Here is a 12,666-nt window from a genome sequence, read left to right as displayed (position 1 = left end):
GGTCCATCAGGATTGTACGCGGCGTACCGGCACCGGCGCATTGCACAGATCGACCCCGCCCGCCGGCACCTTGTAGAACGAGTCCTGCCGGTTGGCCTTGATCGCCAGATAGCGGTCAAAGCTGTCGCTGTCCGTGGCCAGGTACTCGAAACGCAGCGGCTCGCCCGCTGGCAGCGCGTCGCCCATGCGGACGGAGCGGATCGGCGTATGTTCCGCCGGGGTGCGGTACACGCCCGCCTCTCCCGTGCCACGCGGCAGGACGGAAAGATGCTCGATCCCTTCGATCACGCGGCCCACCACCGCGATGTTGCGGTCGAGCTGGCGCGGCGCATGGCCGATCACCGCATACAGCTCTGCCCCGCTGCCGGTGTCGGGCGACAGGTCGCGCGCCACGCCGACCGCGCCATAGCAGTGGACCGGCCAGGCGGTGCCGTCGCCCTGGCTGTCCAGCGCGACCGGCCAGCCGGCGACATGCGCGCCAATCGCATATGGGTCTAGCCAGCGGCTGACCACGATCTCCTCACGGCCGCCATTCGCGCCCCGGCCGGTCAGCACGTGATCGCGTCCGTCCTCCGGCCCGCGCAGGACAGAGGTGACATAGGCGGTTTCGGGCACGGGCGTGATTCCCGGCGGCAAGGGCTTGCTCTTGCCGGCCTCATCCTCCCCCGCGCCCCATTGTGCCACCCAATTGTCGACCACGCGATAGACGCCGGTCCCGTCCCACCAGCGCGCGGCGGCCAGTGTCCGGATGTTCTCCACCCACCCCTGGCTGAAGGGCGCCGGCAGCAACTGGATGACGACGCGGCGGGGTTGCCCGGCAGCATCCGGAGCAAGGTCCATCACCAGCAGGTCGGCCGGATCGATCGCCCGCCAGTCCTCCGCCGGCGCTGCAGCGATGATCGATCCGGGCGTGGGTGGCTCTGCCGGCTGTTGCGCGCTGGTGGGCGTGGCGGTGGCGAGAACGGCCAGCAGGGCCGCGACGGAGGCGTGGATATGCATCGCGCCATCCTGCCACCGCGTCGCCCTGCGGCAAGGGCAATCTCAGCCGGCCTCGTCCTCCAGCGCATGCATCGCCGCATCAGACAGGCCGAAATGGTGGCCGACCTCATGCACCAGCACGTGGGCCACAAGATGCTCCAGCGTGATGTCGCCACGCTCGGCCCATTCATCCAGGATCGGGCGACGGAACAGGCGGATGCGGTCCGGCATCGCGCCGCTATGGTCAATGCTCTTGTCGCCCAGCGGCAGGCCTTCATACAGGCCGGTGAGTTCGAACGGATCTTCGATGCCCAGATCGGTCAGGACGGCTGCTTCGGCGTAGTCCTCCACCAGCAGGCGCACACCCGTCAGATGATCGGCAAAGGGAGCGGGAATGCGCCGGAGCGCTGCATGGGCGAGCTGCTCGATCTCCTCCAGACTGGGCGGCGGACCAAAGGTGCGGGGTGTCATTGGTGCATGCTACGCTGCCTGTGGATGGAGTGACAAGCACATGCTTGCCAACCGGCCCACCCGCCTGTAGGGGCCGCGCTCTTGCCAGCAGGCATGCGGAGCGGTGGCCGAGTGGTCGAAGGCGCACGCCTGGAAAGTGTGTATACGTCAAAAGCGTATCGTGGGTTCGAATCCCACCCGCTCCGCCACTTGCAGATCCATGGTGATCCAGGATCGTCCGCCATCCAGCTGAAATCTTCATACTTCCCCGCTGCTCGTGTCCGACAGGGTCCACGTCGGCCCGCCTCAAGCCGACGGCTGTTCGGGGGTGGATCGCGAGGCTATCGGGCACCACAGGGTGGGGCTTCAGATGCTGACGGACGAGGCAGTACGGGCTGCTACAGCTCGCGATAACCCGGCGGTCAGTTCCTCCCGTGACCATCCTGCCGCATTCCCGGATTGTGGCATCTGACCGATCATGTGCGTGGCGCGATGCCTCGAGACGAAATCGTCAGGATCCCCTTCCTTTGCGGACGAAGCGCGGCACGTTCCGTAGTGGAAGATCGCCGTTGCCGCCTTGCCCCTGCTCGCCGCCATCCTGCCGGGTGCGGCACTGGCGGCATCCACGCCGCCGGCAGTCCGTTGGAGATGACCACGGCCCCGGCTGACCGGGCGGCATGGCGGAAGTCGCCACCATCGTCGCCTCCCGCGCGCCTGACCTTGCTCAGCTGGATGTCGCACTGGCCAAGCTTCCCCGCCCTACCCCGTTGCGCGGCATGGTGCAGCCGGTGCGGGCCGGCCTGCTCGCCCAGGCACGCCAGCCAGCGCCGGCCGTCCTGGCAGTAGAGGAGGCGCTGCGCCTGTTGCCCGATCATCCGCAATCCAAGCTGACCGCCGTCAGCATCTTCACCTTCTCCGGCGCGCCCACTCGCGCTGCAGATCTATGGCTTCAGGCCAGTCGGGAAGCGCCAGCCGCGGCGCAGCGTACCAGTTCCTACCTGATCGACGCGCTGCTCGATCGGCTTCGCCGTATTGGCGATCACGAGCGGGCAGACCGGGTGGGCGCTCCTCTCAGCGAGATCGGCTACACCGTCACCAAGGCATCAGACTGGTCCGGCTCTGCCCTTGCCCGCACGCGGCAGGCGGTCCGCAGCGGACAGCAGGCGGAGGCGCTGCAAGCCGTCACGGCGATCGGTAGTCCCGGCCACATGATGACGCTGTATGTCGACCGGCGTTACGAGGCGTTGTGGCCGCGCATTGCCGAATGGGCCGATGCGGGCCCGTGCATCAATCGCGAGGCTATCGTCTAGGTCAACATGGCGGGCCTGCGCCTGTCGCAACTGGGGCGCAACGACGAGGCACAGGGCCCGGTCGCCGCTGTGCTGCTGGCACGGGCCGTGATGCCCACCCATGCCATGACGGTCAATCTGTGCCGGGGCGACCTGACGGCAGCACGGGCGCTGTTAGTGGAACGTTTGGCCGACGAAGAGACGCGCACATGGGCGCTCAACTTCGTACAGCCTGAGGCAGAGAGGGCGCTGACACCATTGGACCGCCTGATGCAACCGCCCGCCGAGGCCATCCACACAGCGCCCGACGTGATCGCGGCGGCGGCGGCTGTGGGCAGGATCCTGCCCGAGCCCATCAACGCCACCCTGCCCGCCAGCTTCGATCCGTTCCGCGCCAACCCCGCCACTGGATTGCCTGACGCCGGGGTGGCCTGACACGTAAGCGCGCTTCTGTCGCCTACCGGTCCGAGCCGCCGACAGGCACCCGTCCGGGCCTTCCTTTATGGCTGCTCAGACCTCGTTGCAGTCGACATATCCACACCTCTCGCCCCGTAGCTCAGCTCTCGATCGTCATGAGGTAAACCGCATGCGGCAAGGTCGCTAAGGTCGCGCCTTAAATCCCTTTGAGGCGCAAGCTGCCTGACTGTCCTTGCGCCGGTGTCGATGCAATCCGCAGGCCCAGGCTGGTGCTTGCCGCCCCGCGGCAAATGCCATTTAGGCTACCGCCCCCTAAGCTTCAGGCGAGCAGCGCGGCCTCAGGTCTTGGCGGGCCAGGCACCGGCCAGATAGGCGTCACCGGGCAAGGGGTCGGGCACCGACACCGCCGGCGGCTGCAGCGCTGCCGCAAGCCACGTTGCGCCCTGCTCACGGTTCCGCGTCGATCCGTCGCCGCGCGTCGCCACCCGGCCGTAGACCGGCCGGTCCCGATCCCCGGGCGAGCCACCGAACATCGCGGCCATGTTGCCATAGGTGGCCGGGTCACGCCCATCCAGGCTCAGTCGGTCGTTGAGATAGCAGGCGGTCGCCCATGCCGTCTCCGGATCGGGCGTCATCGCGATGATCCGCTTGCCCCAGTACATGCGCAAATTGTTGTGCATCCAGCCATGGACGAGGAACTGGCGCTGGCACGCGTTCCACGTCTCGTCGCGCGTTTCGCCGCGCAGCATGGCCGCCAGCGGCTCGGCATCCGGCCGAGCATCGTCCGCGTGCTCGGCCAGCGTCCGCCGGGCCCACTCCGCCACCCTCCCGTACTGCTCCGGCCGGGCGAGCCCCCGCGCCTGGTAGTGGAACCACTCGCGCCAGCCGAGCAGTTCGTCGGCGAACTTGGCCTTGTGCGTCCCGCCGGCCCGGGCATCCGCTACCGCCGCCATCACTTCGCGCGGGCCGAGGACTCCGAAATGCAGGTAGGGCGAAAGCCCGCTCGCCCCCTCCGGCCGCGTGGCATCGTTGCGTGCCGAGGCGTAGCCGGGCAGCACCTCCTTCATCAGCCGGGCAAGCCGGGTCATCGCCGCCGCCCGCCCGGGCGGATGCATGTCGCTGGGCGGCAGCGTGTGGTCGATCGCCAGACTGGCAACGAGGGCGTCGATCCCGGCGCTTTCCAGCTGATCGGGATCGAAGGGCAGCGGCCCGTCGTAGCGCGAGACATCAGGCGCCTCGTCCCCGGCCTTGCTCCAGGTGGCGCGCTCAGGCTCATGCTGGCGCAAGAAGCCGGAGCGGCCGCGCACGTTGTCGCCGATGACCGAAGGCGGAACCAGGCAGGCGGCGTTGACCACGTAGATCGGCACCGCCGCGCGCCGCGCTACCCGGTCCGCCTGCCAGCGCGCCACAAAGGTCGGCTGGTCCTCCGCGACGATCGCCGCGGCGTCTGTGCCGAGCCGGTGGACAAGGCCGCGCTCGCGCTGCTCCTGCCGGTCGACATGGCGGACAAAGGCGATCCCGCGTGCCTCGCAACCCGCCCCGAGGTCGAGGCTTGCGCCCAGGATGAAGCGATGCAGCCGATCGGATGCGTATGGATAGTCCTCCCGCACGCCGTGATACACCAGAACAGGCAGCCGCAACGCATTGCCGAGCCGGACGGCCGCATCGATCACCGGATTGTCGCGGGCGCGGAGCGCCTGCTGCAGCCAGCACAGCACGTAGCGGCTGTCTGCCCCGAGCGGGCGATCGTTGAGGGCGCGGACGCGGGGTGCCTCGCGCCAGTCGGCGAGCACTGGCGGCAGCGGGGGCATCACCATCTCATGCTGCCCGGCCTATCCCGCTTTGTGCGCCCGCCCGGCAACAACGCGCGGCCAGGCCACGGCGCCAGCCGCAAGATGACGGCGACCGCCCCGGCTTTATTGTCTCTGCCAAATTTCAGCTCCTGCGGGCCGGAGGGCCGCCGCTGTTAAGCGAAGCAGGGCAGCCGGTGTTCCTACCGGATCGGGTTCAAACCAATTGGGCCAAAGCGATGACCCGCTGCCAGCACCGGCAATGCAGCCGTGGATCAAGCGTACAGCCGCTCGTCCTACCATGCACGTGTCAGCGGACCATCGGCAGCCGGCGCTGCCAGAGTGTCCAGTTCAAACTCTTGTCGGCTTTGCTGGTCGTGACATTCGTACCCGCCTTTGCGAGTCCGAATCTAGGCGCGTTGTGCTACGCTACGAAGATGTTGAAACCTCGTGGCGCTTGGCGTGCTAATCAGGACAGGCGTGCAAAGAAGCACCTGGCGGACATCGAAGCGACGGTTGTCGCCTTGAGTGACAACGATCTGCTCGATCTTGCAGACATCTTCGAAGCTGCCCCGCCGTCGACCTTGAAGGAGATTGCTGCGCGCGAGATGGCGAGGCGTGGAATTAGTCTATAGCCAGGCTCCGCCTGCTTCAACCGCCAGCAGCCGCCGGACGTTCAGTCGTCTTTGAAGCGCTCCGCCAGTCCTGCGCCACGAATTTCCACGGCTTTGCGCCAGATGCGGATCGCCTCTCCCATGGCAAACTCCGGAAGCATGTTCGTCACGCCCCCGGACCTCGCACCCGCCGTCAGCTCATCACAGCCTCTTGCTGGCGTACTGCCATTCCCGGCTGGTGCAGAGCTGGCAATCCTCGCCGGCGAACCACGTGCCCGCCGCCTGATCACCGCGCAACTGCCAGTCCAGCCAGCGCCAGACGATCTGGGCCGCCCTGCCCCCATTCGGCTGGTCGAATGTCCCGCCATGTCCGACATCCAGATCCGCGGCCGCCACAGGCACGTGGTCGATGCGCGCATAATCGTCCATGCCGTTGGGCCACGCCACGTCACCCTGTCCGCCCAGCACATACAGGACGGGCGCGTGGAGATTGTTAAGTTCGGCCTTGTCGACAGTCAGCCCGCGGATCGGGTTGCCACTGCCCGGGTTGAGGACGCCGCTGTTCTGCACGATGGTCGTGGCGATACGCGGATCGGCGGACAGCTTGATTGCCTGCAAGCCGCCACAGCTGTGCCCCGCTACCGCGATCGCGACCGGATCGATGCGCTGGTACCAGCCGCTTCCAGGGCGCGCGTTTTCGGCCAGGAGCCAGTCCAGTGCGGCGACCATGTCTTCGGGCGTGGTCTCCACCGGCGGGAATGCGTCTCCGGCATGCGGACGCTCGGCCGGCGGGGCGGGTGGAGCGCCAGGACCGCTGCGGATCGAGCCTGGCGCGATGGCGACATAGCCGTGGGAAGCGATTTCCAGCAGGTGCTGGCGCGCCGATGCGCCATCCGCCCGGCAGCCGCCATTGCCCCACAACAGCACGCCCAGCCTGGTCTGTCCCAGCCCGTCCAGTTGCGCCGGGCGATAGAGCACGTGATCGGGCAGGCCGCTGACGACTTCCTTGATCGCGGGGAACGGCCCGGTGCCCGGCATGTCGGGCAGGGTGTCGGCCAGACTGGCCGCATCCGGACCGCTGCCCGCCGGTGCCGTGGTCTGCACACATGCCGCCGCCATCAACATGGCCAGCGTTGCACCGGTCGCCTTCAGCACATGACGCATCCTTGGTCCTCCCTTACAGAAACAGGCGGTCGGCCAGCGCGGCGAGGCGCGCGTTGCCGCCGCGGACATGGCACCGCATGGCGGCCTCCGCCGCGTCGCCGTCGCCTGACAGGATCGCGCGGGTGATCGCCTGATGGTCGCCATTGCGCTCCTCCAGCGTCTCGCGCCGGAGCCCTTCCACGAATTGCAGCCGGAACAACGGCACGCGCAGCCGATCCAGCGTGGTCGCCAGCAACGCATTGTCCGCAGCCCGCACGATCAGGTCGTGAAATTCACGATTGAGGTGGCCGTAGGTTTCGGCATCGGAAGCGGCAGCCGTCTGGTCCATCTGCTCGCCCAGCGTGACCAGCTGCCGCTCCAGCTCCGCATCGGGCATCCGTTCCGCAGCCAGCCGTGCCGCCAGACCTTCGATCATCTCGCGCAGGCGGCCCAGGTCGGTCGCGTCCTTGCGGTCCAGCCGGCGGATCCGTACGCCGCGCTGCTCCTCGAACTCCAGCAGGCCCTCGCCCACCAAATTGCGCAGCACCTCGCGCATCCGCCCGCGGCTGACGCCGTATTCCTCCACCAGGTCCTTCTCGAGCAACCGCTGGCCGGGCGCGTACAGCCCTTGCGCGATGCGCGTCTTCAGCTCTTCCGACACCTGCCGGAGTGTCTTGCGATCTACCATCGGCAACCGGCTCAGCCCTGCGCCGCGACCAGCCGCACCGGGGTGCTGACAGGGCCGAGTTCGGGCAGCCGGGTCATCTCGACTTCGCCGTTCACCTGGATCTGCGAGGTCCGCCGCAGCAGTTCTTCCAGGAAGATGCGCAGTTCCAGTCGGACCAGTCCGCTGCCGGCACATTGATGCGCGCCCCTGCCGAATGCCAGATGTTCACGGATGCGCGGGCGGTCGAAGCGGAATTCATCCGGTGCGTCGAAGATCGCCTCATCCCGGTTGGCGGAGGCATAGACCATCGTCACCGCATCATCGCGCGGTATGGTCCGGCCGCCGATCTCCACGTCGCGCGTCGGTGTGCGGGCGAAGCCGCGATACGGACCATACAGCCGCAGCAATTCCTCAATCGCGGCGGGGATGCGGTCCGGCGTGGTGCGGAGCAGATCCTGCAGCGCGGGGTCACGCGACAGGTGCACGCAGATGCTGCCAAACAGCGGCGGCGGCGCCATCAGGCCGACGACCAGCGTCTGGCGGATGGTGGCCACGACGTAGTGGGGCAGGATCGGGCCACCGGGCGTCTCTTCCGCCAGCAGGGCGGAGGCCGGATCGGTTGCCACGGGGCGCGGATGCTGCTGGCGGTCGGCCACCAGCCCTTCGGCGATCGCGTACAGATCCTGGCTGGTCTGGCGGACCACCGCAGTATCGCTGGCACGCCACGCGATGTTGTAGAGCCGGGCGACCTCCGCCAGCAGGGCGGCATGGGCAGGATCCAGGTTCAGCCATTCCACGGCCACCCAGGCCGGGAAGATGGTGGCGAAGTCGCTGGAGATGTCGCCGCCGCCCGCGGCGATCATCCGGTCCAGCTCGCGCGCGGCATGCTCGCGCAGCACCGGCTCCAGCGCTGCGACCCGGCTGGCACGCAGCGTGCGGTCCAGCGCCCGGCGATAGGGTGTATGTTCCGGCGGATCCTTGCCCAGCGGCGGGCGCCGTTCGCCCATCGCCATGTTCGGGATCACGTTGATCCTGGATGTGATGAAGGTTTCGCTGTCGGTCACCGCGTCGACGATGTCGGCATGACGGGTCAGGGCCCAGAAACCGCCATGCGCGTTGCTGTGTGCCACCGGGCATTCGGCCCGCAACCGGCGGTAGGTATCGTGCACGTTGTCGAACGTTTCGGGCGCGTGCGGATCGAAATCGTCCGTGCCGGAAACTGGGTGGTCGGTCACAAGGTCACTCCGTATGCAACATGGCGCGATATGCGCCGCGCCCGGCGATCAGGGCAAGCACCGCCGTCAGGCCGATCGCCGCGGCGACGATGGTTATAGAATGCCGCAGCGCCTCTTCGGCACCGAAGACATTGTCGGTCAGCAGGGCGATCAGCGTCGGGCCGAGCGCGGCGCCGATCAGGTTGACGATGAAGAAATACAGCGCCGCGATCTGCGACTTCATCTGCGTGGGCACCACCGCCATCAGCGTGGTGACGCCGGTCGCCTGCAGGATGCCCCCGCCGATCCCCGCCGGCACCAGCACCGCGATTGCCAGGTTCGGGGTCGGCATTGCGGCGAACAGGGCGTAGCCGGGCGCCAGCAGCAGGATGCCCACCAGCAGGGTACGCAGGTGACCGTCGCTGTAGCGGCTGCCCAGCCAGTCCACCAGGAAGCCGCCGCCAATCACCCCGCATGCACCGGAGACCATGGAGATGGCGCCATAGGTCGCCAAGGCCTGCCCCGCCTCTGCCGTGGACAGGCCGAAGCTGCGCTGGAAGAACGACGGTATCCAGTAGCCGACGCCGAAGGTCATCATGGCACTGGCGACCAGCGGCCAGCCGATCGCCATGTAGGCCATGCGGTGGCGTGACAGGTGGGCCACGATCTCGCGCACCGGCAGATTGACCAGGCGACCTCTGGCATCACGCCGGACCTGCCCCTGCCGCGCGGGCTCCCGCACGGTCAGCAGCAGCGCCACCATCAGGAAACCGGTCAGGCCCAGGAACAGCAGCAGTGCCTGCCACGGCCGGATCAGGCCGATAACGGGCAGTTGCACCAGGTCGGGCGAGGACAGCACCGGCAGCCATGCACCGCCGACGATATGCGCCAGTCCGCCGCCGATCGACACGCCCAGCATGTACACGCCCATGGCCCGGCCCAGCCGGTGGCGCGGGAAGTAGTCGCTGAGCATCGGCACGACCGCGGGGTTGAGGCAGGCCTCGCCCAGCCCTACGCCCATGCGGGCGGCGAACAGCTGGCCGTAATTGCGGGCAAAGCCGCACAGCGATGTCGCCGCGCTCCAGATCGCGACCCCCGCCACCACCATGTTGCGCCGGTTGGAGCGGTCTGCCAGCCGCCCCATGGGCAGCCCCACAATCGTGTAGAACACCGCGAAGGCGAAGCCGAGCAGCAGGCTCATCTGCGTGTCGCTGATCGCCAGGTTGCGCTTGATCGGTTCCACCAGCACACCCAGCACCTGCCGGTCGATATAGGCTAAGATGTAGATCAGCAGCAGGACGCACACGACGTACCAGGCGTAGGCCGGCCTGGGCCAGTCCGGCCCGGCTGCCGTTCCGGCGACAAGGCCGGGTGCCGGATCGAGCGCCGGTTCGGTCGCGTGCGTGTCCGTGGCTCGCATGGATCAGAACCTCGTGCGGATGCCGGCGGACACAGTGCGCCCCAGCGGGTCGTGGGCATTAGGGTCGAACGCCAGGGTGCCGTTGCGCACATAGGGCGGATCGTTGTCGAACACATCCCGCACGTCGAGCGTGAAGGTCACCGCGTTCAGGAACGACGCGACGCCCTCGACAGTGTAGCGCAGCGCCAAGTCGAACTCGGTCTGCGACGGCACTTCGACCAGTGGCGTCACGGTATCGTTGTCGTAGCCGCCGGTATGGTTGACGGTAACCCGCCCGGTCACGCCGCCCACGGTCGCGCCGAGATAGGCGCGGGCGATGAACTGCAGCGGGTTGTTGAGCGTGTTGACGATGTCGAGGGCGGCCGCGTCGGGCGTCAGCTGCCGGTCGAAGTTCAGGATGTAGGCCGCGTTGACGCCGGCGGTCCACGATCCCCAGCCAGTGTCGGCATCATAGTCGGCGATGAACTCCAGCCCGTCCGTCTGCACAGTCCCCAGGTTGACGCGCCGGCCATCGACGATGGCATAGATGGTGGCGGGATCTTCCGGCACGCCGTTGAAGCTCGGCTGGGCATAGACGGCGTTGATCACTGCCGGATCGGGGTTGAGGGTGATGAGCGACGCCAGTTCCGGCCGTGTAAGCGCCAGTTGATCGTTGCCGGGCGTGGCGATCCGGTTCGAATAATCGACATTGTAGTAGCTGACCGACAGTGTCAGCCCGTCGACAAACGATGGCTGGACGTCCGCGCCCACGGACCAGGTGGTCGCCTTCTCCGGCTCCAGCTCGGCATTGCCGCCGCGCAGGAACAGCACCCGCCGGAAGCCGTCGGGCGACGTCGGATCCACGAACGTCCCCAGCCCGTTGCTGGGATTGCCAAGGTCGGCCAGGGTCGGCGCACGGAACGACTTGCCCCAGGTGGCGCGGATCGCGACATCGTCGATCGGCCGCCAGGTGAGGCCGAACTTGGGATTGATCGTCGATCCGACGTCCTGGTAATCGTCGAAGCGGGCTGCGGCGGACAGGTTCAGTTCCTGGCCGAAGGCGCCGGCCGTCTCGCCGCCGATGACCGGCACGAACAGCTCCCCGAACACCGAATTGACGCCGCGGCTGCGATCGTTCGCCACCGGGCTGATATCGACGAAGCGGATTTCCTGCCGCGAGGCGCCGATCGCCGCCCGCACGTCGCCCGCCGGCAGGGCGAACAGCGGGCCGTCAGCCGACAGGCCATATTCCTGCAGCCGGTAATCGGTGTCGACCCGGAACCGGCCGACCAGCGATGCCAGCGTTGCCGGGTTGGTGTTGCTGCCATCGCCAAAGGGGTTGAGCGCGGTGGCCGGGTTCGGGTCGGCCAGGGCACGCGAGAGGGCGGCCGCGTCCACATTGTTGATGGAGGAGCGTTCGCGATCCTCGCCATAGCTGAAGAACGCCTGCCCGGACCAGCCGCCCCACAGGTCGGCATTGAGGGCGGACGTGACGAACAGCACGTCCTGCTCGCCGCGCCGGACATTGTTGCCTAGATCATCCTGGAAGCCGTAGCGGACCTGTACGCTGCGCGCGGCCGGGTTGGTCGGGTGCACGAAGAACGGATTGCTGGACGGCACGGTCAGCGTGGACGTCGTGCCGCCGAATGCCTGCTCGCCATCGCGATGCGCCATGAAGCCCTGCACGTCCAGCGACAGCCAGTCTGTCACGTCCTGCTGCAAGGTCAGCGCAGCTGAGTAGCGGGTCTGCGACGGAAGGGCGTAGGCCCCGTCATAGATGCTCTGCAGGTTGGTGGTACCGGCTGCCAGATCGCCCGGTTGCAGGTTCGTGCCGTCCTGTCCCGCCGGGATGGCATAGGACGTGCCGCCGACGATGATGTTGCCCGGATTGGAGAATTGCGAGCGCAGGTCCGGCCCGCCGAACGGCCGGTGATCGTCGGTATAGAAGGACCGTCCGGACGCCAGCAAGGCGTCGCGATTGCCATATTCGCCGGCCACCATCACCGACCCGCTGCCCCAGCTGTCGCCGATGACACCGCCGGCCTGGTACTCCTCCGCGCCGTCGCTCAGGCTGACACGGCCGAACACTTCGGCCCCGGTATAGTTGCGTCGCAGCAGGATGTTGACCACCCCGCCCACCGCATCGGACCCGTAGATCCCGGAACTGCCGTCTGCCAGGACCTCGATCCGCTCGATCGCGGTGGTCGGGATCACTGACGGATCGAAGAACTGCCCTTGCGTGCCGGCCTGCGGCAGCCGGCGCCCGTCCAGCAGCGACAGCGTGGATTCGGTGCCGAGCCCGCGCAGGTTGATGCCTGTGCCAAGGGTGACATTGGCATTGGCGTTGTTGGCCGAACTGAAGCTGGCATCGGTGACACCCAGGTTGAACACCTGCGGCAGCTCCGACAGGAACTGCGCCGTGGTGGTGGCCGTGCTGGCCTCCAGATCCTCGCGCGAGAGCCCGATTACCGGCGATCCGGTCGGCTCGATCCCGCGAATGCGGCTGCCGGTCACGATGATGGCCGGCTCGGCTGCACCCTTGCCATCGGCGGCGGGCGGCGCCGGATCACTGGCCTGCTGCGCCTGCGCCATCTCTGTGGTCAGGGTGAACCCGAATGCCCCGATGGCGAGCGCCATGGCGGAGACGCCCGGCGACATCTTGCGTGCAATAACCAGCACCTGAACTCTCCCATTTTGTATTCTTG

At 67.7% G+C, this 12,666-nt stretch carries 10 protein-coding genes and 1 tRNA gene; 3 read left to right on the top strand and 8 right to left on the bottom strand.

The window, feature by feature from the left end; all coding sequences use genetic code 11:
- Positions 1-6: 6 nt before the first annotated feature.
- Together PK98_RS02390 and PK98_RS02385 are read right to left on the bottom strand one after the other, a co-directional pair.
- The gene (locus PK98_RS02390; protein WP_039093999.1) at positions 7-999 is read right to left on the bottom strand and encodes a peptidylprolyl isomerase; all 993 of its coding nucleotides are present in this window, start codon (positions 997-999) and stop codon (positions 7-9) included.
- A 42-nt stretch (positions 1,000-1,041) separates the two neighbouring features.
- The gene (locus PK98_RS02385; RefSeq protein ID WP_052207931.1) at positions 1,042-1,449 is read right to left on the bottom strand and encodes a metallopeptidase family protein; all 408 of its coding nucleotides are present in this window, start codon (positions 1,447-1,449) and stop codon (positions 1,042-1,044) included.
- Between the two features lie 97 nt (positions 1,450-1,546).
- Between PK98_RS02385 and PK98_RS02380 the strand changes: the two genes are divergently transcribed.
- The 3 genes from PK98_RS02380 to PK98_RS02370 all read left to right on the top strand — a co-directional run bounded on the left by PK98_RS02380 (position 1,547) and on the right by PK98_RS02370 (position 3,152).
- Positions 1,547-1,637, top strand: a tRNA-Ser gene (locus PK98_RS02380).
- A 468-nt stretch (positions 1,638-2,105) separates the two neighbouring features.
- Entirely contained in the window at positions 2,106-2,738 is a 633-nt protein-coding gene (locus PK98_RS02375; RefSeq protein WP_039093996.1) for a hypothetical protein, read from the top strand.
- A gap of 6 nt (positions 2,739-2,744) precedes the next feature.
- Positions 2,745-3,152: a hypothetical protein gene (locus PK98_RS02370; protein ID WP_039093995.1), complete on the top strand. Its 408-nt coding sequence runs from the start codon at positions 2,745-2,747 to the stop codon at positions 3,150-3,152.
- A gap of 320 nt (positions 3,153-3,472) precedes the next feature.
- On the opposite strand, the gene PK98_RS02365 is transcribed toward PK98_RS02370, so the two are convergent.
- The 6 genes from PK98_RS02365 to PK98_RS02335 form a co-directional block, all read right to left on the bottom strand.
- On the bottom strand, positions 3,473-4,951 hold the full coding sequence (locus tag PK98_RS02365; RefSeq protein WP_039093993.1) for a deoxyribodipyrimidine photo-lyase: 1,479 nt from the start codon (positions 4,949-4,951) through the stop codon (positions 3,473-3,475).
- Positions 4,952-5,739: 788 nt separating this feature from the next.
- Complete coding sequence (locus tag PK98_RS02355; RefSeq protein ID WP_235425371.1) at positions 5,740-6,702, bottom strand: alpha/beta hydrolase; 963 nt, start codon at positions 6,700-6,702, stop codon at positions 5,740-5,742.
- Between the two features lie 13 nt (positions 6,703-6,715).
- Positions 6,716-7,369 (bottom strand): GntR family transcriptional regulator, encoded by a 654-nt coding sequence (locus tag PK98_RS02350; protein ID WP_039093991.1) that lies wholly within the window; start codon positions 7,367-7,369, stop codon positions 6,716-6,718.
- A gap of 11 nt (positions 7,370-7,380) precedes the next feature.
- On the bottom strand, positions 7,381-8,583 hold the full coding sequence (locus PK98_RS02345; RefSeq protein WP_039093989.1) for a cytochrome P450: 1,203 nt from the start codon (positions 8,581-8,583) through the stop codon (positions 7,381-7,383).
- Between the two features lie 4 nt (positions 8,584-8,587).
- Positions 8,588-9,982 carry a spinster family MFS transporter gene (locus tag PK98_RS02340; RefSeq protein ID WP_052207929.1) on the bottom strand — a complete coding sequence of 465 codons (1,395 nt, stop codon included), beginning with the start codon at positions 9,980-9,982 and terminating at the stop codon, positions 8,588-8,590.
- A 3-nt stretch (positions 9,983-9,985) separates the two neighbouring features.
- A complete protein-coding gene (locus PK98_RS02335) occupies positions 9,986-12,640 on the bottom strand; it encodes a TonB-dependent receptor domain-containing protein (RefSeq protein ID WP_039093987.1) in 2,655 nt (884 codons plus the stop codon).
- Between the last annotated feature and the right edge of the window lie 26 nt (positions 12,641-12,666).

Source organism: Croceibacterium mercuriale, from assembly GCF_000802385.1.
GTDB classification, from domain to species: Bacteria; Pseudomonadota; Alphaproteobacteria; order Sphingomonadales; family Sphingomonadaceae; genus Croceibacterium; species Croceibacterium mercuriale.
Note: the sequence above shows the minus strand (reverse complement) of the source record. Positions and strands in the feature narration are given on the sequence as shown.